The following is a 24,185-nucleotide window of genomic DNA, read 5'->3' on the forward strand; positions in this document are numbered from 1 at the left end:
GGCTCGCTGGACGGTGGCGGGGGATGTGGGGCTCGCGGCCTTCCATCGCAAGGGCGCACTATAGCGTGGCACCCCGTTGCGTCATGCGACGGTGACGGGTTTCAGCATCCTACCGACGCCCTCTTGACCCTCGTACACTCAACGTCATGAGCCGCCATTCACGACACCCCGAACTGCACCGCTCCGAGCGCGTCGGCTGGCTGCGTGCCGCCGTGCTGGGCGCCAACGATGGCATCGTCTCGGTGGCCGGCCTGGTGGTTGGCGTGGCTGCCGGCGGTGCCTCCGCTGCGACCATCCTTGCCACCGGCGTGGCCGGCACCGTGGCCGGCGCAATGTCGATGGCTGCCGGCGAGTACGTCTCGGTACAGACCCAGGCCGACACCGAAGACGCAGACCTGGCAATGGAAAAGCGCGAGCTGCGCGATAATCCGCACAGCGAGCTGGAGGAGCTGGCTGCGATCTACCGCCACCGCGGCCTGGAGCCTGCGTTGGCACGGCAGGTGGCCGAACAGCTCACCGCCCATGATGCGCTGGGTGCCCACGCCCGCGACGAACTGGGCATCACCGATACCCTGCGCGCCCGCCCGCTGCAGGCAGCATTGGCCTCGGCCGGTGCGTTCACCTGCGGCGCGGCGCTGCCGGTGCTGACCGCCCTGCTCGCGCCGGTCGACAGGGTGGCACTGATGACCACGGCCAGTACCCTGCTCGGCCTGTGCCTGACCGGCGCAGTGGCGGCCAGGGCCGGCGGCGCACCGCCGGTTCGCGGCGCGATCCGGGTGATGTTCTGGGGCGCATTGGCGATGGCCGCGGCGGCCGGCGTCGGTCGCCTGTTCGGTGCCCACGTGTCATGACCGCCATGCTGCCACCGGCCACCGCACTGCTGGCCGAGATGGCCAGCCTGGCCGGCTGCGCACGCGCCGAAGGTTATGCGTGCATTACCGCTCGGCGCGAACATGGCGCCAGCTCGGTGGAGATTCCACAACCACAGTTCGCGATCCTGCTGGAAGGCCGCAAGCAGGTGCGTACCGCGCACCAGTCGCTGGAGTTCATCCCCGGCGACATCCTGCTGCTGACCCAGCGCTGCCGCATTGATGTGGTCAACACCCCCGACCCACGCAGCGGCCGTTACCTCAGCGCCATCGTGCCGCTGTGTGCCGAAGTGCTGGCGGCCGCACGCACGCTGTGGAGCGGAGAGCTTCCCGCCGCCGGTCATGCGATGGCGCGACTGCCGTTGATCGATCATGGCGCGGTGCTGCGCCAGTGGCGGCAATCGCTGCAGGACGGCCGTTACAGCGAAGCGCGGCTGGCCCTGGCCTCGTTGGTACTGACCCTGTGCCGGCAGGGCCACGGCAACCTGCTGCTGCCGCAGGCGCCGAGCCTGGGCGAACAGATCCGCGACCGCATCGCCGCCGAACCGGCTCGCGACTGGCAATCGCGTGATGTGGAAGCGCTGTTCGCGGTGAGCGGCGCGACCCTGCGCCGTCGGCTCGCCGCCGAGGACACCAGCCTGCGCCAGCTGCTCACCGAGGCCCGGCTGGCGCATGGCATGCAGCTGCTCTACACCACCGACCTGCCGCTGAAGACCGTGGCCGCACGCGCGGGCTACCGCTCTGCGGCCAGTTTCAGCAAGCGCTTCGCCGAGCAGTACGGGCTGGCTCCCACAGATATTTGAGGGGGTTCGGCAGGGCTTGCAGCCCTGCACCTGCAGAGGCAACGGCAACAGCGAAAGCAACAGCAACAGCAACAGCGGGCTATCCGTGGGATGGCGGGGCGGTGTGGGTGGGCAGGACACGCCGTAAACCCATCCATGGGGGCTCGATGGCGCCTTCCATGGCGCCAACGGTCCTGCCCACCCACACCGCCCCACCTCTGACAGATCTTCGCGACTGTTGGTAGGTGTCGACCTTGGTCGACACATCTGTCAGATATCGAAATCGATCTGGGGTCAGATCCGTTTTCCTCCGGAAAACGGATCTGACCCAAAGAGAATTTCCAACAGATCGCGGAAAACTGTCGAAGGCGGGGTGGGTCCGGTTGCGGGAGTGTCCGCGGCATGGATGCCGCGGCCAAGCCCCCAGGGATGGGTTTACGGCGTCTCCCGCAACCGGACCCACCCCGCCATCCCACGGATAGCCCGCTGTTGCTGTTGCTGTTGCTGTTGCTGTTGCTTCGGCTGCGGCCGTTGCCTCTGCGGGTGCAGGGCGCAGCCCTGCAGACACCCCCCCTGAGCATTCCACGCAGTGGTTTGAGCGCCGCGCACACGCCGGCCACGGCACGCTATGCGGCAACGGAATCGTCCGTCGCCCACCGAGAACCATCATGACCCTGCGCCACCTGCCGCTGCGCACCGCCCTGCTGCTGGCCCTGTCCGCCCTGCCACTGGCCGCGCTGGCCGAAGCCACCTCGCCCGCCCCCACCCAACAGGTACCGGGCGTCTACCACCAGCGCGTCGGCGCCTTGCAGGTCACCGCCCTGTTCGATGGCGTGGTCGCGCTGGGCCGGCAGGAAGTGGTGGACGTGCCGCCCACCCTGGTCAGCCGCCTGCTGGAAGGTCGCTACGTGCCCGAAGACAGGAAGGGCCTGCAGACTGCGATCAACGCGTTCCTGATCCGGCAGGGCAACCACCTGACCCTGGTCGATACCGGCACCGCGCAGTGCTTCGGCCCCGGCCTGGGCCAGGTGCTGGGCAACCTGCGCGCCTCCGGCGTGGATCCGGCCGAGGTGGACGAGGTGCTGCTGACCCACGCCCATCCGGACCACCTGTGCGGCGTACTCGACGCGCAGGGCAAGCCGGCCTACCCGAATGCCACGGTGTGGCTGTCCAGGGCCGATGCCGATTACTGGCTCAACCCGGCCAGCGAGGCCACCGCGCCGAAGGGCGTGCGCTTCGCCTTCCCGCTGGCGCGCAATGCGGTAGCCCCGTACCAGGCCAGCGGCCACCTGCGCACGTTCAACCCCGGCGATGCCCTGCCCGGCGGTGCGGTGGCAATGGACACCCATGGCCACACCCCCGGCCACGTCTCCTACCGGTTCGACAGCCAGGGCCAGTCACTGCTGGTGTGGGGCGACGTGCTGCACTTCCACGCGGTGCAGTTCGCGCACCCGGAGGCCGCGTTCGAGGCCGATTCGGACCGCAAGGCGGCCACCGCCAGCCGTCGGGGGCTGCTGCAGCAGGCCACCGCCAACGGCTGGTGGGTGGCCGGTGCGCACCTGCCGTTCCCCGGCCTGGGCCATGTGCGCAGCGAAGGCCAGGCCTATGCCTGGGTGCCGGCGGAGTATTCGCCGCTGAAATGAGGTGCCGACCGCGGTCGGTGAGGCTGCCGGCCAGCGGCCGGCACCACCAGGAAGCAGATCGGTAGCGCCCGGCTGCCAGCCGGGCGACCGGAAATCCCTTATTCCAGCCCCAGCCAGCCGCCGATCACGGCGCGGGCTTCGTCCACGCCGGTACGGTCTTCGCCGGAGAACACCTGCACGCTGACGCTGTCACCGTAGGCCGATTGCAGCTCCTTGCGCACCTTCTGCAAGGACTGCATCTGCTGGCTGCGGCTGAGCTTGTCGGCCTTGGTCAGCAGGGCGTGCGCCGGCAGGCCGCGCTGCACGGCATAGGACAGCATCTGCCGGTCGTAGTCCTTCAGCGGATGACGGATGTCCATCACCACCACCAGCCCCTTCAGGGCCTCGCGGGTGCGGAAGTACTTGTCGATGAAGGCCTGCCAGTGCGCCTGCAGGTCCAGCGGCACCTTGGCGTAGCCGTAACCGGGCAGGTCGACCAGATGCGCCTCCGGGGTGACCTGGAAGAACACCAGCTGCTGGGTACGGCCGGGGGTCTTGGAGACACGCGCCAGGGCGTTCTGGCGGGTCAGCGCGTTGAGCGCACTGGACTTGCCGGCGTTGGAGCGGCCGGCGAAGGCCACTTCGGCCCCTTCGTCGGGCGGCAGCTGCCGCACGTTATGGGCCGAAAGGTGGTAACGGGCGCGTTCGATGAGCAATGACATGTGCCTAGGATCGCATGTTGCGGCGCCGCGCGCCCGTGCCGGCGGCCTTTGCGGGCATTTTGCTGCACTGCTGCGTTGACCGTGCGCGGAAACGGCGTTGATAATCCGGGCGATGCCGGCGGCCACCGCCCGGCCCGGTCCATACGGAGCTTCAGCATGCGCCACGCTCGCGTTCTTGCCGTATCCGCCCTTGCCACTGCTGTAGTCGTTGCCGCTGCTGCGTTCGCGCAGACCACGTTGACCCCGCTGCCCGACAATGGGCCGATCAACACCGCCTCGCTGGAGGTGGATTTCAGCAAGACCCACTGGGGCGATGCCAAGGCCGGCCAGGCCAAGGCCTCGGCCTGCGCGGCCTGTCATGGCGTCGACGGCAATTCCACGGTGGAGATGTATCCGTCCATTGCCGGCCAGAGCGAACGCTACGTGGCCCAGCAGATGGCCCTGATCGCCAATGGCCAGCGCAGTTCCGGCGCGGCGGTGGCGATGGTGCCGTTCGTGCAGAACCTCACCCCACAGGACATGCGTGATATCGGCGCCTACTTCGCCACGCAGAAAGCCAACGCCGGCATCGCCGATGACACGGCGGTCACCGAGGGCCCCTACAAGGGCATGAAGTTCTACGAGATCGGCCAGCAGCTGTACCGCGGCGGCGATGCCAAGCGTGGCCTGCCGGCCTGCATGGCCTGCCATGGCCCCAGCGGTGCCGGCAATCCCGGCCCGGCCTATCCGCATCTCGGTGGCCAGCACGCCAGCTATGTCGCGCGCCGCCTGCAGGAGTACCAGGCCGGCCAGACCAACGAGACCGACAAGGCGCACTTCCAGATCATGGCAACGGTCGCGCAGAAGCTCAGCGAGCAGGAGGTGCAGGCGCTGTCGAGCTACCTGCAGGGCCTGCACAACAAGGCCGACGATGTGGCCACCACGGCCACGCCAGCACAACCGGCTGCCGCCCCCTGACCACCACTGGTCGGCCCGGGCCGCGACGTCGGCCCACGGCTGCGGTATGTTTCCTTCACGCCGGCGGCTGCGCCGGCGTTGCTTTTTTCAACGGAGATGCGTGTCGATGAGGTTGATTTCCCGCCTGCTGTTGTCCGTGCTGGTGCTGCTGCCGCTGGCAGCCTGCGCCGCCACCCCCGCCAATGCCCCGCTGGTCGAGGGCAAAGACTACGAGCGCATCGCCCAGCCGGGCCCGTTCCAGCCGCTGGCCGGCAAGATCGAGGTGGTCGAAGTCTTCGGCTACACCTGCCCGCACTGCGCCCATTTCGAACCGCAGCTGGAAGCCTGGGCGGCCAAGCTGCCGGCCGACGTGCGCTTCACCCCGGTCCCGGCGGCCTTCGGCGGTGCCTGGGATGCCTGGGCCCTGGCCTACTACGCCGCCGACGAAGTCGGCGTGGCCAAGCGCAGCCATGCCGCCGTGTTCAAGGCCCTGCACGAACAGGGTTCGCTGCCGATGCAGAACGTCTCGGCCGATGAGCTCGCCACCTTCTACAAGGCCTACGGCGTGACCCCGGACCGCTACATCCAGGCCCTGCGCGGCGATGCCGTGCAGAAGAAGGTCGAGGCCGCGCGCGCGTTCGTCCAGCGCACCAAGATTCCGGGCACCCCGGCCATCATCATCAATGGCCAGTACCTGGTGCGCGGCAACAGCTTCGACGACCAGCTGCGCATTGCCTCCGCACTGATCGCGCAGGCGCGCGCCGCCCGCGGCCGCTGAACCAACACCCACCACCGACACGGCGTTGTCGCCGCCGCGTGTCATCATTTCCCCTTGGCCGGCGCCTGCCGCCGGCCCCACCTTTCCAGATGCTGGAGACGTTTCCATGAAGATCCGTTACGCCCTCGCCCTCGCAGCGCTGCTGCCGATCCTGGCCGCCTGCAAGGCCGACGACGGCAGCACCAACACCACCGCGGCCCCCGCCGAACCGGCAGCAACCCCGGCAACCACCACCGAACCGGCTGCCGCGCCGGCGGCGGGCAGCGAAGGCGCCGCACCGGCTGCCGCTGAAGGCGAGAAGGCCCCGGCCGAAGCAACTCCGGCCGCCGCGCCGGCCCCGACCACCGCCGCACTGACCGGCCCGGCTCCGGTGGAAGGCGCCGACTACCAGGTGATCCCGAACGGCCAGCCGTTCCAGCCGGCCGCCGGCAAGATCGAAGTGACAGAGATCTTCGGCTACGTCTGCCCGGCCTGCGCCGCGTTCCAGCCGCTGGTCGGCCCGTGGAAGGCCGGCCTGCCCAGCGACGTGAACTTCGTCTACGTGCCGGCCATGTTCGGCGGCACCTGGGATGACTACGCCCGTGCCTTCTACGCCGCGCAGACCCTGGGCGTGCAGGAGAAGACGCACGAAGCGCTGTACGCCGCCATCCACTCGCAGAAGACCCTGAAGGGCGAGCGCGGCCGTGACTCGGTGGAAGACATCGCCAAGTTCTACGCCGCCTACGGCGTCGATCCGAAGCAGTTCGCGGCCACCATGGGCAGCTTCGCGGTGAATGCCAAGACCAACTCGGCCAAGCAGTTCGCCCAGCGCAGCCAGATCAGCGGCACCCCGTCGATCATCGTCAACGGCAAGTACCTGGTGAAGGGCAAGAGCTTCCCGGACATGCTGCGCATCGCCGATCACCTGATCGCCCGCGAACGCGGTGCGGCCCAGGCTCACTGATCCAAGAGAAGCATTTCCCGGCCGTGAATTCCCCCCGTACACGGACCCTGCGCTTGCTGACGGCCAACATCCAGGCCGGCTCAAGTACCCGCCGTTACAGCGACTATGTGACCCGCAGCTGGTCACATGCGCTGCCGGCGGGTCGCAAGCGCAGCAGCCTGGACGCGATCGCCACCTTGGCGCGCGAACATGACATCGTCGGCCTGCAGGAGGCCGACCCGGGCAGCCTGCGCTCGGGCTTCACCAACCAGACCCATTACCTGGCCCAGCGCGCCGGCTTCAACTACTGGAGCCACCAGCCGAACCGGCGCATGGGCGGGGTCGCGTCCAGCGCCAATGGCCTGCTGAGCAGGCTGGAACCGGTTGAAGTGCAGGATCACGCCCTGCCCGGCCGCATCGGCGGGCGCGGCGTGCTGCTGGCCAAGTTCGGCGACGGTGCCGACGGCTTGGCGGTAGCGGTGGCCCATCTCTCGCTGGGCGCAGGCTCGCGGATGTCGCAGCTGGGCTTCATCGCCGAGCTGCTGTCCGACCACCCCAACGCGGTGCTGATGGGCGACTTCAACTGCCTGGCAGAACGCCCGGAAATGCAGGTGCTGTACCAGAAGACCCGGCTGCAGCCGCCCGGTTGCATCGTGCCGACCTTCCCAAGCTGGCGCCCGGACCGCGCCATCGACCACATCCTGGTCAGCAGTGGCCTGCAGACCCGTACCGTGGAAGCCATACCGGCCGCGTTCTCCGATCATCTCGCACTGGCAATGCAGATCGACGTCCCGGCCGACGCCCTGCGCTGAACCGCCCCCCTGGTAGGTGCGGACCGTTGGTCCGCACGCTTCGCGCCGGCCGCCGCCTGGCGCCCCCTAAATCAGGGCATGAACGACTTAATCCCCTCCGTCCCCTTTTTTCAGGCGGTGGCCGACGCCTTCACCCCCCGCGCCGTCATCGTGCTGCCCACCGAGGCCAGCACCGTGCAGCCGATCGCCAGCCACTGCAGCCCGTGCAGGTGTTCGTGCAGCAGCAGCATCGCCCACAGCGCGGCCACCGCCGGTTCCATGCTGATCAGGATGCCGAAGGTCTCCTTCGGCAGGCGCTTGAGCGCCATCATCTCCAGCGACATCGGAATCGCACTGGACACCAGCGCCACCAGCAGGCCGGCTGCCAGGATCTCCGGATCGAGCAGCGCGGCACCGGCATGCACCACGCCCACCGGCACCACCACCAGCGAAGCCGCCAGCAGCCCCAGCGACACCGAATGCCCGGCGTGCAGGTGGCCGGCACGCTTGCCGAACACGATGTACAGGCCCCAGCACGCCGCTGCGCCCATGGCATACAGCACGCCGGCCGGATCCAGCGCCGGTCCACCGCCGATCGGCAGCAGCAGCAACAGCCCCACCGCCGCGCAGCCCACCCAGAGGAAATCGATCGGGCGTCGTGAGGACAGCATCGCCACCGTCAGCGGCCCGGTGAACTCGATGGCCACCGCGATGCCGAAGGGAATCGTACGCAGGGCCATGTAGAACAGCAGGTTCATCAGGCCCAGGGTGAGCCCGTAGCGCAGGATGGTGATCGCATCCACGCGGCGGGTCTTCCAGCGCCACGGCCGCCAGAACAGCAGCAGCAACAGCGCCGAGAAGCCCACGCGCAGCGCACTGGTGCCCTGGGCGCCGATCAGCGGGAACAGGTGTTTGGCGTAGGAGGTGCCGATGGCCAGCGAGGTGACCGAGCCGAGCACCGCCAGCGCCGGCAACATCGGCGCAAGTCGTGAGGTCTGCATGGGCAAAGTCTATTGCGCCGGCGCCGAGCACTTGGCTCAATTGACAGCCCGTTCGTGCAACTTCTGCTCGCCATGGCCACCGCCCCCGTGCTCGACAGCTTCGACCGCGCCATCCTCGACCTGCTGCAGCGGGACAACACCCTGCCGCAGCGCGAGATCGCCGAGGCCGTGCACCTGTCCACCCCGGCCGTGCAGCGCCGCATCAAGCGCCTGCAGGACAGCGGCGTGATCGCGGCCAATGTGGCGGTGGTTGCCGCAGCAAAGGTCGGGCGGCCCCTCACCATCATCGTCGAGGTGCGCGTGGTCAGCGAGCTGCGTGAACGCGTGGCGCCGTTCAAGCGCCGCGTGCAGGACGACCCGGCGGTGCAGCAGTGCTACTCGATCACCGGCGATGGCGATTTCCTGCTGTTGCTTTCGGCCGCGTCGATGGAGGAGTACGAAGCGATCACCGAGCGCCTGTTCGGTGGCGATGACAACATCGAGCGCTTCCGCACCTCGGTGGCACTGGGAACGTTGAAGCGCAGTTTCGAAGTGCCGCTGGCTCCGGTTCTGTAGCGCTGAGCCATGCTCGACTGCGCCTTGACCGCAAAGCAACAGCCGCCGAGCATGGCTCGGCGCTACGGTCGGAGACCATGAACACATCGCCTTCCCCCGCCCGTCGCCTGCGCCGCTGGCTGCTGCGCGGCCTGTGGCTGGCCATCGCGATCACTGCCGCGATGACGCTGTGGAACAGCCCATGGGCCGCTGCACCGAAACTGCTGTGGACACTCTCTCGTATGCCGCCGGCCACCGAGCTTCCGGTGCCGGTGGAAGGTGTGCGGCCCCGCCAGATCGCCGATACCTTCGGCGCCCCACGCGGCCGTGACCGCTCCCACGCCGGCATCGACATCTTCGCCAGGCGCGGCACCCCGGTGCGCAGCGCGACGGCCGGTGTCGTCGCGGATGTCAGCGAGCGCGGGCTCGGCGGCCGCCAGGTGTGGGTGATCGGGCCCGGACGCGAACGCTACTACTACGCCCATCTGGACGACTGGGCCGAGGGCCTGGCGCGCGGCCAGGTGGTCCAGGCAGGCGACCTGCTCGGGCATGTAGGCGACAGCGGCAATGCCAAGGGCACGCCGCCCCACCTGCACTGGGGCATCTACGGCGCCGATGGCGCGCGCGATCCGCTGCCGCTCCTGCGCTGAACGCCATGTGCTGCGTCGAGCCCTGCGTGAGCGCCTTCGTCGTTCATGATTTGTAAATAGGAATAGTTCGTATTACCATTCCTTTCGTTTCCGGTGGTGCCAGGACGGCCTGCCCGCCCGTTTCCCACCCGTAGCGCCTCGCCTTCTGGATGCCGGCCGAGCGCGCGTGCTCGTCCAGGACCCCCATGAACCGTTCCGCCTTCCGTATCCCGCAGCCGCAGCGGCTGTCCGTTGCCGTGCTCGTTGCACTCTGCGTCGTGGCCCCGGCCGCCTTCGCCGACACCGCCGCCGACCCCACCACGCTCGACAAAGTGGTGGTCAAGGGCGAACGCGCCGAAGGCTATTCGGTGCGCCGTACCTCGGCCGGCACCCGCTTCGACCTGGCACCGCGCGAGATCCCGCAGTCGGTCAGCATCATCAGCCACCAGCGCATCGAAGATCAGAACCTGGACGACATCATCGACGTGCTGGCCAACACCACCGGCGTGACCAGCACCCAGTCCGACAGCGAGCGCACCGAGTTCTACGCGCGTGGCTTCTACATCGATGCCTACCAGTTCGATGGCCTGCCCACGCAGATGGTGCAGAACTGGAGCTATGGTGATTCCGGCCTGGACCTGGCGCTGTACGACCGCGTGGAAGTGGTGCGTGGTGCCACCGGCCTGCTCAGTGGTGCCGGCAATCCGTCCGCATCGGTCAACCTGATCCGCAAGCACGCCGACAGCGCCGAGCTGGCCGGCAGCGTGTCGGTGAACGTGGGCAGCTGGGGCCGCACCCGCACCACGGTGGACGTGGGCAGCGCACTCAACGCCAGCGGCACCGTGCGCGGCCGCGTGATCGGCAGCTACCTGGACACCGACGGCCAGATGGACCGCTACAACCAGCGCAAGACGCTGGGCTACGCCGTCATCGATGCCGACCTGACACCGGACACGCAGCTGAGCGTGGGCTACGACTACCAGCAGAAGCGCGCCAATGGCGCGACCTGGGGCGGTTTCCCGATGCTGTATTCGGATGGCTCGCGCACCGGCTACGACGAATCGTTCAACGCCAGCCCGGAGTGGACCTATTGGGACACCACCAGCAAGCGGGCCTTCGCCACCCTGCAACACGCCTTCAGCAACGGCTGGAAGTTCAAGGTCGGCGCCACCCACGACGAGACCAAGGCCGACGACAAGCTGTTCTACCCGGCATACAACGACTGGACAACGGGCGAATCGAACTTCGACCGGACCACCGGCGCGGGCATCTCGCCATCCGCGGGCTTCTACAACACTGAGCGCAAGGTCACCGGCGTTGATGGCTACATTGACGGCCCGTTCCAGCTGTTCGGCCGCGAGCACCAGCTGATGGCCGGCCTCAGCTACAACAAGCGCGAGTACGCCAACTACGGCGACTACCAGGTCGGTGGCCCGGGCCAGACCTGGGATCCGTTCGCCAGCTATCTGAACTGGACGGGCAAGATCGGTGAGCCGAACTGGAACCCGCTGGCCCTGGCCAGCGAGGGCACCATCACGCAGAAGGCTGGTTACGCGGCCGCGCGCCTGTCACTGGCCGACCCGCTTAAGCTGATCATCGGCGCACGCTATACCGACTGGAAGAGCGAAGGCGAAGGCGCCGACCGCGCGCACAAGGTCACCACGCCGTATGCCGGCCTGGTGTTCGACATCAACGACACCTACTCGACCTACGCCAGCTACACCGAGATCTTCCAGCCGCAGACGCTGAAGGACCGCAACGGCAGCTACCTCGATCCGGTCGACGGCAAGAGCTACGAAGTGGGCGTCAAGGGCGCGTGGTTCGACAACCGCCTGAACGCCTCGCTGGCGGTGTTCCGCATCGAGCAGGACAACGTCGGCCAGGCCACCGGTGAGCCGGTGCAGGGCAGCCAGAACGAGTTCGCCTACCGCGCCGCGCGTGGCACCGTCAGCCGTGGCTTCGAGTTCGAAGTGAACGGCGAACTGGCCCCGGGCTGGAATGCGACCTTCGGTGCGTCGCGCTATGTGGCCAAGGACATCAACGGCGCCGACATCAACACCAACCTGCCGCAGACCGCGCTGAAACTGTTCACCAGCTACACCCCGCAGTCGCTGCAGGCGCTGACCGTCGGCGGCGGCGCCAACTGGCAGAACCGCATCTACTACCCGGTGCCGGCCTACGGCCGCATCGAACAGAGCGGCTACGCGCTCGTCAGTGCCTTCCTGCGCTACCGCATCTCGCCGGAGTTCAGCGTGCAGGCCAACCTCAACAACCTGCTGGACAAGAAGTACCTGTCGCAGATCAACGGCTACGGTGCCTACGGCGATGGCCGCAATGGCTCGCTGACGTTCACCTGGGCGTTCTGATCAGACGCGGGGTACGTCCAACCCGTAACGGTAGAGCTGAGCCCATGCTCGGCTCAGAGAATCAGCCGAGCGCGGGCTCGGCGCTACATCCGCAAGGCAGCGCCGGAACTGGCCGGCGCTGCCACCCTCACATCAGAACCGCAGGTCCGCGCGCAGGTACCAGTAACGGCCACGCGGGATGTCGTAGGTCGAGGCGTCATACCCGTTCAACGAGCACGACAGGCAGATCGGCGGATCCTTGTCGAACACATTGTTCAGGCCCGCGGTCAGCTGCAGCCCCTTCATCCAGTCGATCTTGTAGCCCACCTGCATGTCGTGGAAGGTGGTGGCCGAGAGCGTGTTGGTGCCGGCGGCCGGGTTGCTGCACACCGGGAAGGCCACGGCATCGCCGCAGTTCTCGGTCAGCTCGGAGATGTGCCGCACCGTCCAGTTCGCACTCCAGCGGTCCATCGTCCAGGCGATGCTGGCGTTGCTGGTCCACTCCGGAATGGAGCTGTCGGCCACTTCCACGCCCGGCTTCTGCGGCTGCTTCTGCCCGGCCGCACCGGTGGCTTCGTAACGACCGACGAACGTGTTCTTCCAGGCCAGCTTGAACTGGCCGACCGAGGTCTGCGGCAAGGTCCAGAACAGGTCCACGTCCCAGCCGTCGGTCTTGATCGAGCCCAGATTGGTCAGGCGGTTGTTGAAGCTGCTGACCGCACCCGTGCTGGCGCGGGTGATGCCATCGCAGTACACCGGGTCGAGCGTGTCCACGCACAGGTCCAGCTGGGTCTGCGCGTTGATGGCCTGGATCGCACCATCGATGGCGTGGCGGTAGAAGGTCACTTCCACGTCGAAGCGCTCCGACCACGAGGCGTTGTTTCCGAACCACGGGCTCCACACGAAGCCGGTGCTGAAGCTGCGCGAGCGCTCCGGTTCCAGATCACGATTGCCGCCGGTGGTCACCGAGATCTGCGAGTTGGCCTGCTGGAAGCCGGCCGGCACGCCCAGCGCGGCACAATTGGCGGCACTGCCGCGCGGCGGCGTACCGCCCAGGCCCACCGAGCACGGATCGAACAGCTGCAGGTCCGCGCGTGCGGCCGAGCCATACAGTTCGCCGATGGACGGTGCGCGGAAACCCTCGGCGTAGGTGGTACGCAGCACGAAGTCATCGGTCACCTGCCAGCGCAGGCCGTACTTGGGCGTGAACTCGCCACCGAAAGTGGAGTAGTCCGAATAGCGGCCGGCCAGGCTCAGGTCCAGCTTCTTGCCGAACGAGGAGTCGGCGAAGATCGGAACGCTCAACTCCAGGTAGGCCTCGTTGACGTCGTAGGAACCGGAGGTCGGCTGCGACGGCACGCCGTTGTAGTGGCCGATCACCGTCAGCGGATCGGGCTGGTAGGCGCCCTTGTACTTGCGGTACTCGAAGCCGGTGGCGAAGGACACCGGACCGGCCGGCAGCGAGAACAGCTCGCTGGACAGGTTGGCGGTGAACAGGCTCAGTTCGTTCTGGCTGCGGTCGCGCACCACCGGCTGGATCCACTTCAGCATGTCCGGGGTGATCGAACCGGCGCCACCGAAGATGTTCAACGGCACGCAGCCAGGCGTGGCCGCGCACACCGCGGGATCGCCCAGCGCCATGTTCACCTTGTAGATGTCATAGCTGCCGTAGTTGGTCTGCTCGGCCTTGTTCTTGCTGTACATGCCGTTGACGTCCCAGTACCAGCTGCGGTCGGCGGCATGGAAGTCACCGACCAGGCCGGTGGCGAAGTAGGTGGTGTCCACTTTCTGCTTGAACACGCGCGCACCGCCCTCCACCGGGCGACGACCGATCAGGCTCATGTTGTCGCCGGAGACGAGATCGAAGCCGAACGGGTTGTACGGGTTCAGGCGCGAGACCACGATATTGTCGGCCAACGGATTGCCGGTGGCGCCATCGGGGCCGAAGAACAGCGGCTCGGGGCCGGCCTGGTTGGTCGACTCGCGGCGGTTGCCCAGCGCCTTGATGTACCACTGCACGTTGTCGGTGATGTCAAAGCGGAACTGGCCGAACAGGCCTTTGCGCTCCGACGGCGTCAGCACCATGTTGTATTCGGCGAAGTTGAAGCGGTCGGCGGTGGTAAAGCAGTGATAGTCATCCGTGCGGCTGCAGCCGGCACTGCCGTCGTACCGCGGATTGCTCACGCCGGTATTGGGCACGATGTTCTGCACCGCACCGGTGTTCGGGTCGGTGAACATGAAACGGCCCTGCGGAATACCACCGCTGCCGAACGCCAGGCCGGTACCGGGAATCGGGAAGCGTGACTGCTCGCGATCCTTGGCGAATACCGGGTCCTGCTTGGTCCAGCTGGCGCCCAGGAACAGGCTGAAGCGATCGCCACTCTTGCCCCAGGCCAGGTCCACGCCCTTCTGGGTGCCGTCGCCCTTGCTGTACTCGCCGTAGTTCAGCGTCACCTGCCCACCATCGAAATCGCGGCGGGTGATGATGTTGACCACGCCGGCGATGGCATCGGAGCCGTACAGCGACGAAGCACCGTCCTCCAGCACCTCGATGCGCTCGACGATCGCCAGCGGAATGGTGTTGAGGTCGGTGGCCGAGCCCACACCGGACGCCGACGATTCATTGACCCAGCGGATGCCGTCGACCAGCACCAGCACGCGCTTGGCACCCAGGTGGCGCAGATCGACCTGCGCCGAGCCGGCACCCACGCCACTGCCATCGGGCGGGAAACCGAAGTTGCCGGACGAGTTGAACTTGGCGTTGAGCGCAGAGCCGGAACCGGTGAGCTGCTGCAGCACTTCGCCGATCGAGGTCAGGCCGGTGCGTTCGATGTCGCCACGGGTCAGGGTCTGGATCGGGACCTGGCCCTCGACTTCAGCGCGCTTGATGCGGGTACCGGTGACTTCCACCGCGTCGAGGTTGGTGGTGGATTGTGCAGCGGCACCCAGGGGTGCCAAGGCCATCACGCACAGCGCGACGGCAACCGCCAACGGGCGGTGGTGCAGGTGATTCATTCGCTCTCTCTCCAAAGGAATGTCGGGACAAGGACTGCCGCGCTCCCCCCTGCATGGCGGCAGCGTCTCCTTTGTAAACAAACAGTAAAAACCACGGCGTGATGCTCGACACTCTTTCACGCGGAATTGACGCAATTGCAGGCCGATTGCGTCAGATAGCTGCAGGTTATGACCGGACGATACTGTTCGCTGCGAACGTCGTTGATGCCGGGTGCGACAGTGGTTTCCCGGCTTTCCCGCAATTGGGCAAGTGCTCTTGCCGATCCGTCCAACGACAATTCGCCTTCGCCATCGCCATCGCCATCGGCATCGGCATCGGCATCGGCATCGGCATCGGCATCGGCATCGGCATCGGCAGCATGATGATCGCCGTTGCCGTCGGTTGACGGTGTCGTTCGGATCGCTTTCTAGCTGGAACTCATACCAAGATGGTGAGTAACCCGTAGGGAGGAGCTCTTGCAATGATGGACTGCAGATCGCCGGGATCACCGTGCGAACGTGAGGCACTCAATGGCTGCTCTTTCGGCTCCTGCCATCTCGATGACAGAGCTACATGCATCGACTAGCTTGAACCTACGAAGCAAATTCAGACAACACTTAGGAATAGTTTGAAAACTGCCCGTCAAACGGATTTTCGGGGGCCCACCAAGGTGAGACTGAGAACCCCAGTCATTCTCATGAGGCTCAATTGTGAAAACAATCACCGTCATGATCCATGTCGCGATTGTCACGGCATTGCTTCTGTCCCCGGCAAGCGAATCGAGAGCGGGGGGCCTGATTGAATGCAACAACTGTGCATCTCCCAAGGATGCAGCCCTGATGTCAGGCTCCGGGTTGGCGGTTGTAATGGACTTCGAAAAAGCCCGCCTGAGCGCCTTCGAAGTTGAATATGATCGCGAGATCAGAAAGTGGCGCGCACTTTCGACACCGGTTCCCGCACAGATTCAAATGGCCTTCCTACGAATTCTGGATGCGACGTCAGCCTTTCGAGCGTCACCTGAAGAGGCCCACGCGATGGCAGGAGGCGGATCAGTAGTCGTGCTGCATCCAGACAATCCCGGAAACACCAATGGAGTGAGGTTTCCCGAGTCTTACAAGTCCTCCAATACCTTCGACATCGTCGCCTCAGCCACACTGAGAACCAGACTTGGCCAGTACCTAGCCACAGAACTGGCAGGAGCCAATACGGCAAGCCCAACCTGGAACAGCATTGCGCTCTCGATTCAACAAGCGGCCCTGAACTGGGCAGGTCTCAAAGGTGGCGGATCCATAACAATAATGATCACATAGCGTGACGGGTCAAAGACGCTTTATCGAGTAACACCCGACAACGTGGCCGAAGCCAAGTATCAGAAGGGCGAAAGTCGCGACAGCACAGGCAACAAGGTTCCTGACGAATCCATCGCCGACCCGATCTCCGCCCCTTCGTACGCCGGACAATACTATTTCGGCCAGCATCGTGACCTGGACAACTGGGTCAGATCCGCACAGATGTATGGAGTCCCCGTCCAGCGCGGAAGCAGCAGCCGCATCTCGTGCAGTTGGGATGGTCGCACAGTCTACTGCCAGCAATACTGACACCCACATCCGCCGCTCATGTCGCAATCTCCCCATGAGCGGCGGTTTAGATAGCCCTACCGCACGAAGGCAATGCGCTCCATGCCAGTGGCTTCGGCCGCAGCCAATATCCGCGCCATGCCTTCGTACTCGGCCGCCGGATCGGTGGCGATGCGCAGCTCCGGCAGGTTGCCGGCATGCTCGCCGGCCTGCGCCTGCAGGCGCCCCTGCAGATCGCCGATGGCCATCGGCTGGCCATCCCAGCTCAGCTGGTTCGAGGCATCCAGGCGCAGCTCGATCGGCGGGGGCGGTTCGGGGCGATCGACCACGCGATCGGTGGCCTGTGGCAACTGAATGGCAATCGGCCGGGCCACGATCGGCGCGGTCACGATGAAGATGATCAACAGCACCAGCATCACATCCACCAGTGGCGTGACATTGATGTCCGCCAGCGGGCCGCTTCTTCCTGCGCTACTGAACGCCATGTGCCGCTCCCTGCAGCCGGGCCGTTCGCCCAGGGCCGACGTTACGCCGCCTGCGACCCCGTGCGGCAGGGGCCTGCGCGGATTCATTCAGCTGTCGTTGCCGACGCCGGGCGTGCACGCAATGCGAAACTGAATTCAGCCATTGCCCGCTATGCTGCCCGCCATGACCCGACGCACTTCGACCGCCCTGTCCCTGCTGCCCTTGGCCACCACGCTGCTGATCGGTTGCGCCAATGCCCAGTCCCTCGACGCCCAGAACGCGCAACTGAAAGCCGCGATCGCAGCCGCCGAACGCGGCCAGTTCGATCCTGGCCAGGCCGCGGCGCTCAGCCGTCACCCGGCCTATGGCTGGCTGGAGTACGCCAACCTGCGCCGCAACATCGACGCCGTCGACACCGCGCAGGCCCAGGCCTTCCTCAAGCGCTACGACGGCCAGGCCGTGGCCAGCACCTTCCGCAGCGTGTGGCTGCCCTCGCTCGCCCGCCGCCAGGACTGGCCGACCCTGCTGGCCAACTGGGCGCCCACTGACAACACCGGCCTGCGCTGTGCGCAGCTGACCGCGCGCCAGGTGACCGGCAAGGTCGATCCGCAGTGGATCAGTGAAGCGCAGGACCTGTGGCGCAAGAACGGCAAGTCGCTGCCGGACGGCTGTGATGCCGTTTTTGCCGTGCTGCAGGCACAGGGTGGCCTGAGCGACGCCCTGCGCTGGGAACGCATCGATGCCGCCGCCGACGCGCAGCAGCCCGCCGTGATGCGCAGCGCGGCCCGCGGCCTGCCCCCCACCGACCTGGCGCTGGCGAACACTTACGCCGCCTTTGTCGACAAGCCCAACGCCAGCGCGTTGAACTGGCCGCGCAACGAGCGCAGCCGGCGCATCGCCACCGATGGCCTGGCCAAGCTGGCCAAGGCCGATCCCGGCGCCACCGAGCAGCAGCTGCCGCAGTACGCCCAGGCGCTCGGCCTGAGTGCCGACCAGCAGGGCCAGGTGCTGTACCAGATCGCGCTGTGGACAGTGGCCTCCTACCTGCCCGATTCGGCACGCCGCCTCAACGCGGTACCCGAATCGGCCTACGACGAGCGCCTGCACGAATGGCGCGTGCGCGAAGCGATGTCGCGCGGCGACTGGCCGGCAGCGCTGGCCGCGATCCGCAAGATGGGCAGCAAGCAGCGCAGCGACCCACGCTGGCGCTACTTCGAAGGCCGCATGCTGGAGAAGACCGGCCAGGCCCAGCAGGCGCAGCCGCTGTTCCGCGAAGCCGCGCGCGCGCCGACCTTCCACGGTTTCCTCGCCGCCGACAAGCTGCAGCAGGGCTACACCCTGTGCCCGTGGAAGCCGAACGACAGCGCGCAGGCACAGGCAGCGGTCGCGCGCGACCCGGCCATCCAGCGCGCGATGGCGCTGTACCAGATCGACCGCGCCGGTTGGGCCGTGGCCGAATGGAACAGCGCGCTGTCGCGCTTCGATGACACCCAGCGCCGCCTCGCCGTGCGCGTGGCGCAGGACAATGGCTGGTTCGACCGCGCCGTGTTCGCGCTCGGCAAGCAGCCGCAGGAACAGCGCCTGTACGACCTGCGTTTCCCGTTGCATCACGACGCCACCATCCGCCGCGAATCGGCGCGCAACGCGATCGACCCGGCCTGGGTGGCGGCGGAGATCCGCGCCGAGAGTACCTTCACTCCGCGTGCGCGCTCGCCTGCCAACGCCATGGGCCTGATGCAGGTGCTGCCGGCCACTGGTGCCAGCGTGGCCAAGTCGATCGGCCTGACCGGCTACGGCGGCGCCGACAGCCTGTACGACCCGGACACCAACATCGCGATCGGCACCGCCTACCTGCGCCAGCTGATGAACAAGTACGACGGCCTGCCGTACGTGACCATCGCCGCCTACAACGCGGGGCCGACGCCGACAGCACGCTGGCAGAGCCAACGCCCGGGCTTCGATCCGGATCTGTGGATCGAGACCATCAGCTACAAGGAAACCCGCGAGTACGTCGCCCGCGTGCTGGCCTTCAGCGTGATCTACGACTGGCGCCTCAATGGCGATGCGCTGCCGCTGAGCGACCGCCTGATGGGCCGCCTGGTGGACAAGCGCAAGCGCTTCAGCTGCGCGGCCGACGCCGAGCAGGGCGGCGATTGACCGCAACACAGTACTGCCGGCTGCTGGCCGGCATTCCCCGGTGTCCACGCCCTGGGGAGGGAAACGATGAGCCTGCTGGTCTGGATCAGGCTGGCCGCTGTGTCGGTAGTGCCGGCCGCTGGCCGGCAGCTTCGGGACTGCGCTTGCCGGCCAGCGGCCGGCACTACCGGTGCATCTGCGCCGGGCATGCGATGATTCCAGCCATGAAGATCTATCTTGTCGGCGGCGCCGTGCGTGACCGCCTGCTGCAGCGACCTGCCGGCGACCATGACTGGGTGGTGGTCGGTGCCACGCCCGCGCAGATGGAAGCGCAGGGCTACACCGCCGTGGGCCGCGATTTCCCGGTGTTCCTGCACCCGGAGACCGGCGAGGAATACGCACTGGCGCGCACCGAGCGCAAATCCGGCCGTGGTTACCGCGGCTTCGTGGTCGATGCCGATCCGGCGGTGACGCTGGAGGAGGACCTGCAGCGCCGCGACTTCACCATCAACGCGATTGCCTGTGACGAAGATACCGGCAAGCTGGTGGATCCCTATGGCGGTGTGCGTGATATCGAGCAACGCGTGCTGCGCCATGTCGGCCCTGCGTTCGTGGAAGATCCGCTGCGCGTGCTGCGCGCGGCACGCTTCATGGCGCGCTTCGCGCCACTGGGCTTCACCGTCGCCGACGAGACCATGGCACTGATGCGCGAGGTCGCCGCCAGTGGCGAGCTGGACGCGCTGGTGCCCGAACGCGTCTGGCAGGAGCTGCGCAAGGCGCTGGTCAGTGAGCGGCCCTCCGCCTTCCTGCGCACGCTGCACGATGCGCATGCCCTGGGCCCGATCCTGCCCGAGCTGGAAGCGCTGTACGGCGTGCCGCAGCGTGCCGAATTCCACCCCGAAGTCGATACCGGCATCCACCAGGAAATGGTCAGCGACATGGCTGCCAGGCTGGCGCCGGGCGATGACCTGGTCGGCTTTGCCGCGCTTACCCATGACCTGGGCAAGGGCCTGACCCCGCCGGAGGAATGGCCGCGCCACATCATGCACGAGCAACGCGGCATCAAGCCGCTGAAGGCCTTGTGCGCACGATTGAAGATTCCCGCCGAACACCAGCAGCTGGCCGAAGCGGTGTGTCGCGAGCACTTGAACGTGCACCGCATCGACGAACTGCGCGATGCCACCGTGCTGGAACTGCTGGGCCGCTGTGATGCGCTGCGCCGGCCGGAACGCGTGGCCCGCATCGCACTGTGCTGCGAGGCCGACAAGCGCGGCCGGCTCGGCTTCGAGGACGCCGACTACCCGCAGGGCGAAACGCTCAAGCGCCTGCACCAGGCGGCGCTGTCAGTGCAGGCGCGGGACTTGGATACCACCCATCTGAAGGGCCCGGCCATCGGTGAAGCGCTGGCCAAGGCGCGGGTGAAAGCCATCGCCGCCGCCCGCTGAAGCACCTGGTGATGCCGGCTGCTGGCCGGCACCTATCACCCGTCTATCGACGACGCTTGCGCGAGAAGTGGTCGACAGCATGAGCACCCAACATGATGGGTTGCATCAAGAGGAACAGCCATCCACCCAGCCGGAGCGTCTCCACCGGATTGAACCGGGTGATGAACGCAGCTGCCAGAGTCAAACCCACAAGAAGGCCGATCTCATAGACCCACAGCGATCGGTTAGAACGCTTGCCCACGATGCTCCTCCCCATTGAATAGGACGCGCTTGCAAGCCATCGCAGCCGTCCTGCACCACGGGTAGTGCCGGCCGTTGGCCGGCAACCACGCAATCGCTGGATTCAGTGCGCCATGCCGCGGGTAATCGCCGCCGCACGCTGCTTCAGCTGGGCCACGGCATCGGGAATCATCTCCATGCCCACGTCCAGGCCCGGGTTCAGGACCAGGCCGACGCCGTCGCCGATACCGGCCAGCAGCGCGTGCACCGCGATCGGCATGGCATGCGCAAACTGCGGCAGCTGCTCGTGCCACAGGCCGGCACGCTCCGGCGCGGTGAACACCGCGAACATCGGCTCGCCGCTCTCGCTGGTCAGCACCAGCGGCGAGATGCTTTCGTCCCAGGCGCCATCCTCACCAATGGCCTTGTCCAGCAGCACGAACGCCGTCGAAGTCAGCAGGCCATCGAGGAACTGCGCTGCGGTCAGCGTGCCGTCCTGGGCCTGCAGCAGGCGCACCTCGAGGTCGTTGAGGGGTTCGAACGGGGTGTCGTGGTCCATGGTCGGTTCCGGTACGTGGTTGCAGGCTGCAACTTTAGCAGGCCGGGGGTGAAGCACCGCAGCGCATCGGCAGGGACTCGCGGGGCGTCAGTGGCCGATGTACCAAAGCGCCCAGCGCTCTCCGGCCTGGGCCCCGCCATAGAGATTCGGGGCCGTCCGGAAGTCTTGATGGCTTTGGGAGGAAAGCATGGCGGGCAGGATACGGCCAGCCGCAGATGCTACGAACCCTGCTACCCCACCTGAACCGCTCGACGGGGGAATTGTTAAGACCTGCTTCGACAGTCTGACGAAATCGTCAATGTGTCCAATTCGCTTGTGACCGTGTGCCGGCGCCGCTCCACTCAATCCTGAAAGGACGTTGAGACTGGCATGACCAACAGCTTTGAGCACGACTGGAGCGGGTCGTATAGTCGGATGACGTAGAGCAATGGAACGCCGATGAACGCTACCTCGCAAGGCCTCGCGCCACAGGCATGCATGGATGGAGGCCAAGGAAGCTGGCAGCACGAGCGGCGCAACCTGTCGCATGTGCCCCGTAACGCGGTACATCGCGCCGTCTTCCTCGGCCATCCCTCCTGTCCAGCCGACCAAGGTTCAGGGCAATCCTGCCGGCATCCTCACGCGCAGAGAACCGTGCCCCGTAGTAACCCTGAAGATGCGCCCCCCCGTAGTACCTCGATCAGCGACATGGACCGCTCATGCTGAAACCCTGCCCCCCCCTCACTCACGTTGTGTTGATCGCCTTGATCACACTGGCCGTTTCTGGATGCAACAAGGAACGCTCATACCCGGTCTATCGCGAGAATCCTGCACCCAAGGATGCGCTACCGATTGTGATTCGGGTCCACGATGCACCTGTGGAGCTTGCTCTCCCGAAGGTTTTCGTCTCCTACGAGATAGATCCGCGCTGCCTCCCACCGATCAGCAACTACGAGGGTGTGCAGTACGCCCCCCAACGGCAGTCAGTAGAGTTCCCAGTACAACGTGTCAGTGCAAACGAGTTCAGCAGCACCGTGTTCGAGGACGGCATGGCAGTCGCTGACTATTACGGGCGCGGGCCATGCGAATGGAAACCCAGCATCATTCGGGCTTCATTCCCAGTCATTTCCGAGGGACGCGAAGGCTTCATATCAGTTGCCGTCCACCATCTCGAACTGAAGAAACTACTCACGTCGATTTCGTACGCAGACAGTCAGATGACCCTGCAAACAAAGAGTTCGACGCCGGGATGGGTGCGAACGCAGTCCCAGTATAGCTACGACAGATTGTCTGATATCGAGAAGCAGAAGTACTTTCCCATAGAGATATCGTCTCCTTCGAAAGGAATCGTCCCATGAGACCTCTAACCAATGCAGCCCTGGCCAATGCAGCCTACTCCCCACCGTCACATCCAGCTCCAGGCGATAAGGAATCGCTGCGCGTTGATGGTGAAGACTTCGAAGTTCTAGGGCGACGTGACGCAGTCAGCGGCTATCAAGGCGTTGTGTACCGGAACATCAAGACCAACGAGATCATCATCGCCCATCGAGGCACCGAGTTTGATCGCCAGGCCATACTTGATGGCGGCGTCGACGCAGCGATGGTCAGCGCCAGAGTCAACGCACAGATTGATGATGCGCTCGTACTGACCAAGCAGGCAATCAAGCAAGCTGAGGACAACGGATATGGTCCGGTGTACGTCACTGGACACTCCCTAGGCGGCGCACTCGCGCAGATCACTGCCCACCACTACAACCTCCCTGGCGACGCCTTCAATCCCTACGGCGCTGCCGGGCTGGCGTATCGCCTGCCTGAAGGCCAGCCGGCCAGTGCGGCGCCCTTCACCAACCATGTGATGGCGGGCGACCTGGTTAGTGCGGCCGGTCCTCATTACGGCAAGGTTGAGATGTACGCACTCCCCAAGGAACTGGGAGTCCTGCGCGATGCCGAGCAGGGCCAGCGCATCGCCTCGCTCGGATCGCTTGGGATGAAAAGCGGCCATGTCATGTCCGCTGCGATTGCGGTCCAGTTGGGTGATTCCCATCGAATGGTTCACTTCATTGACCGTATGACGGACAAGGGTCCAGTGCAGTCCGTGCTGGACGACCCCGAGGCGCGGATCACAGATGCCGAGGACCTGCGCCGGATAGCGGAGTATCGCAAAGACATCCACCAGTTGCGCCTGGGAGCAACCGTACTTGTCGGTGGTGGCCCTGGACTCCTGCGCGACGGGGTCAATTACCTTCGCGGCACCGAGGAAGCCGGAGCATACGCCCGTCGCGAAGCCGAAGCCGTGCAGCGCGCAGAAAACGCATTGAAACCAGGGGAGCGTTTGCTCCAAGAGGCAACCGAAATGGGCTCGCCCTCTCTGAGCAACCCAGGCTTCACTCCCAAGAGCTCATTGCAGGAGAGCATCGAGTCAACCTTGGACAAGGCAGGCCTGGATCCCAGAAAGGAAGGCCACCCCGACCATGCGCTCTACCGGCAGATTCGCGACGGTGTATCGGCCGTGGATGCCAGGCACGGGCGCAGCTTCGATGAAACCAGTGAGCGTGTGACGGCCGGCCTGCTTGCAACGGCGAAGCGCAGCGGCCTGGAACGCGTCGATCATGTTGTCTTGGGCAACGCTCCCAGCGATGGTTCAGGCCCTCGCATGTTCGTCGTGCAGGGAGCGCTCGACAATCCGGCGCACCTGCGGGCATCGATTGCGGTCAGCGAGGCCGTCAATACACCTGCAGAGCAGTCGCTCGCCAAGGTCGAGCAGATTTCGCAGGCCCATCAGGTCGCTCAGCAAGAGCAAACCCAAGAGCAGACCCGAACAGCGATCCGCATGGGCTAGGCCAGCGCGAATTGCTTGGCCCCACCCGAGGCTAGCGCCC

At 66.1% G+C, this 24,185-nt stretch carries 22 protein-coding genes; 16 read left to right on the top strand and 6 right to left on the bottom strand.

The window, feature by feature from the left end; all coding sequences use genetic code 11:
- Positions 1-146 precede the first annotated feature (146 nt).
- The 3 genes from ACMGRF_RS15205 (at position 147) to ACMGRF_RS15215 (ending at position 3,294) form a co-directional block, all read left to right on the top strand.
- The gene (locus ACMGRF_RS15205) at positions 147-851 is read left to right on the top strand and encodes a VIT family protein (RefSeq protein ID WP_049415248.1); all 705 of its coding nucleotides are present in this window, start codon (positions 147-149) and stop codon (positions 849-851) included.
- Positions 848-1,672 (top strand): helix-turn-helix transcriptional regulator, encoded by an 825-nt coding sequence (locus tag ACMGRF_RS15210; protein WP_049415245.1) that lies wholly within the window; start codon positions 848-850, stop codon positions 1,670-1,672. Before ACMGRF_RS15205 ends, ACMGRF_RS15210 begins: the two co-directional genes overlap by 4 nt.
- A gap of 647 nt (positions 1,673-2,319) precedes the next feature.
- Positions 2,320-3,294, top strand: coding sequence for an MBL fold metallo-hydrolase (locus ACMGRF_RS15215; protein WP_049414656.1), 975 nt, complete (start codon positions 2,320-2,322; stop codon positions 3,292-3,294).
- A 98-nt stretch (positions 3,295-3,392) separates the two neighbouring features.
- On the opposite strand, the gene yihA is transcribed toward ACMGRF_RS15215, so the two are convergent.
- The gene (yihA, locus tag ACMGRF_RS15220; protein WP_049414655.1) at positions 3,393-3,995 is read right to left on the bottom strand and encodes a ribosome biogenesis GTP-binding protein YihA/YsxC; all 603 of its coding nucleotides are present in this window, start codon (positions 3,993-3,995) and stop codon (positions 3,393-3,395) included.
- A gap of 156 nt (positions 3,996-4,151) precedes the next feature.
- On the opposite strand from yihA, the gene ACMGRF_RS15225 reads away from it, so the two are divergent.
- From ACMGRF_RS15225 to ACMGRF_RS15240, 4 genes are all read left to right on the top strand, one after another.
- Positions 4,152-4,952, top strand: a complete 801-nt coding sequence (locus ACMGRF_RS15225; protein ID WP_049414654.1) for a c-type cytochrome — start codon at positions 4,152-4,154, stop codon at positions 4,950-4,952.
- Positions 4,953-5,058: 106 nt separating this feature from the next.
- A complete protein-coding gene (locus ACMGRF_RS15230; RefSeq protein WP_049414653.1) occupies positions 5,059-5,709 on the top strand; it encodes a thiol:disulfide interchange protein DsbA/DsbL in 651 nt (216 codons plus the stop codon).
- A 106-nt stretch (positions 5,710-5,815) separates the two neighbouring features.
- Positions 5,816-6,652: a thiol:disulfide interchange protein DsbA/DsbL gene (locus tag ACMGRF_RS15235; RefSeq protein WP_049414651.1), complete on the top strand. Its 837-nt coding sequence runs from the start codon at positions 5,816-5,818 to the stop codon at positions 6,650-6,652.
- A 53-nt stretch (positions 6,653-6,705) separates the two neighbouring features.
- Entirely contained in the window at positions 6,706-7,443 is a 738-nt protein-coding gene (locus tag ACMGRF_RS15240; protein ID WP_181452997.1) for an endonuclease/exonuclease/phosphatase family protein, read from the top strand.
- A 110-nt stretch (positions 7,444-7,553) separates the two neighbouring features.
- Here ACMGRF_RS15240 and ACMGRF_RS15245 read toward each other — a convergent pair whose 3' ends face one another.
- The gene (locus ACMGRF_RS15245; protein ID WP_049414647.1) at positions 7,554-8,423 is read right to left on the bottom strand and encodes an EamA family transporter; all 870 of its coding nucleotides are present in this window, start codon (positions 8,421-8,423) and stop codon (positions 7,554-7,556) included.
- Positions 8,424-8,495: 72 nt separating this feature from the next.
- On the opposite strand from ACMGRF_RS15245, the gene ACMGRF_RS15250 reads away from it, so the two are divergent.
- The 3 genes from ACMGRF_RS15250 (at position 8,496) to fhuE (ending at position 11,952) form a co-directional block, all read left to right on the top strand.
- Positions 8,496-8,978 carry an Lrp/AsnC family transcriptional regulator gene (locus ACMGRF_RS15250; RefSeq protein WP_049414645.1) on the top strand — a complete coding sequence of 161 codons (483 nt, stop codon included), beginning with the start codon at positions 8,496-8,498 and terminating at the stop codon, positions 8,976-8,978.
- A 77-nt stretch (positions 8,979-9,055) separates the two neighbouring features.
- Positions 9,056-9,607, top strand: coding sequence for a M23 family metallopeptidase (locus tag ACMGRF_RS15255; RefSeq protein ID WP_049414644.1), 552 nt, complete (start codon positions 9,056-9,058; stop codon positions 9,605-9,607).
- Positions 9,608-9,792: 185 nt separating this feature from the next.
- The gene (fhuE, locus tag ACMGRF_RS15260) at positions 9,793-11,952 is read left to right on the top strand and encodes a ferric-rhodotorulic acid/ferric-coprogen receptor FhuE (protein ID WP_049414642.1); all 2,160 of its coding nucleotides are present in this window, start codon (positions 9,793-9,795) and stop codon (positions 11,950-11,952) included.
- Positions 11,953-12,084: 132 nt separating this feature from the next.
- On the opposite strand, the gene ACMGRF_RS15265 is transcribed toward fhuE, so the two are convergent.
- Positions 12,085-14,895, bottom strand: coding sequence for a TonB-dependent receptor (locus ACMGRF_RS15265; RefSeq protein ID WP_414485923.1), 2,811 nt, complete (start codon positions 14,893-14,895; stop codon positions 12,085-12,087).
- A 152-nt stretch (positions 14,896-15,047) separates the two neighbouring features.
- Between ACMGRF_RS15265 and ACMGRF_RS15270 the strand changes: the two genes are divergently transcribed.
- Together ACMGRF_RS15270 and ACMGRF_RS15275 are read left to right on the top strand one after the other, a co-directional pair.
- Positions 15,048-15,332, top strand: coding sequence for a hypothetical protein (locus ACMGRF_RS15270; protein ID WP_414485368.1), 285 nt, complete (start codon positions 15,048-15,050; stop codon positions 15,330-15,332).
- 304 nt (positions 15,333-15,636) lie between these two features.
- On the top strand, positions 15,637-16,236 hold the full coding sequence (locus ACMGRF_RS15275; protein ID WP_152904743.1) for a hypothetical protein: 600 nt from the start codon (positions 15,637-15,639) through the stop codon (positions 16,234-16,236).
- A gap of 344 nt (positions 16,237-16,580) precedes the next feature.
- Here the strand turns inward: ACMGRF_RS15275 and ACMGRF_RS15280 are convergent, their stop codons facing one another.
- The gene (locus ACMGRF_RS15280; protein ID WP_049414639.1) at positions 16,581-16,988 is read right to left on the bottom strand and encodes an ExbD/TolR family protein; all 408 of its coding nucleotides are present in this window, start codon (positions 16,986-16,988) and stop codon (positions 16,581-16,583) included.
- 151 nt (positions 16,989-17,139) lie between these two features.
- Here ACMGRF_RS15280 and ACMGRF_RS15285 point away from each other — a divergent pair, with 151 nt between their 5' ends.
- Positions 17,140-19,125, top strand: a complete 1,986-nt coding sequence (locus ACMGRF_RS15285; RefSeq protein ID WP_049414638.1) for a transglycosylase SLT domain-containing protein — start codon at positions 17,140-17,142, stop codon at positions 19,123-19,125.
- Between the two features lie 203 nt (positions 19,126-19,328).
- A complete protein-coding gene (locus tag ACMGRF_RS15290) occupies positions 19,329-20,549 on the top strand; it encodes a multifunctional CCA addition/repair protein (protein WP_414485369.1) in 1,221 nt (406 codons plus the stop codon).
- Positions 20,550-20,592: 43 nt separating this feature from the next.
- Here the strand turns inward: ACMGRF_RS15290 and ACMGRF_RS15295 are convergent, their stop codons facing one another.
- Positions 20,593-20,790, bottom strand: a complete 198-nt coding sequence (locus ACMGRF_RS15295; RefSeq protein WP_139727662.1) for a hypothetical protein — start codon at positions 20,788-20,790, stop codon at positions 20,593-20,595.
- Positions 20,791-20,892: 102 nt separating this feature from the next.
- Positions 20,893-21,327, bottom strand: coding sequence for an SseB family protein (locus ACMGRF_RS15300; protein WP_005419309.1), 435 nt, complete (start codon positions 21,325-21,327; stop codon positions 20,893-20,895).
- A gap of 698 nt (positions 21,328-22,025) precedes the next feature.
- Between ACMGRF_RS15300 and ACMGRF_RS15305 the strand changes: the two genes are divergently transcribed.
- On the top strand, positions 22,026-22,664 hold the full coding sequence (locus tag ACMGRF_RS15305) for a hypothetical protein (protein ID WP_414485370.1): 639 nt from the start codon (positions 22,026-22,028) through the stop codon (positions 22,662-22,664).
- Positions 22,661-24,145, top strand: coding sequence for an XVIPCD domain-containing protein (locus tag ACMGRF_RS15310; RefSeq protein ID WP_414485371.1), 1,485 nt, complete (start codon positions 22,661-22,663; stop codon positions 24,143-24,145). Before ACMGRF_RS15305 ends, ACMGRF_RS15310 begins: the two co-directional genes overlap by 4 nt.
- The last annotated feature ends 40 nt before the right edge of the window (positions 24,146-24,185 follow it).

It is taken from the genome of Stenotrophomonas sp. EMP41, from assembly GCF_047495535.1.
GTDB lineage: Bacteria > Pseudomonadota > Gammaproteobacteria > Xanthomonadales > Xanthomonadaceae > Stenotrophomonas > Stenotrophomonas sepilia.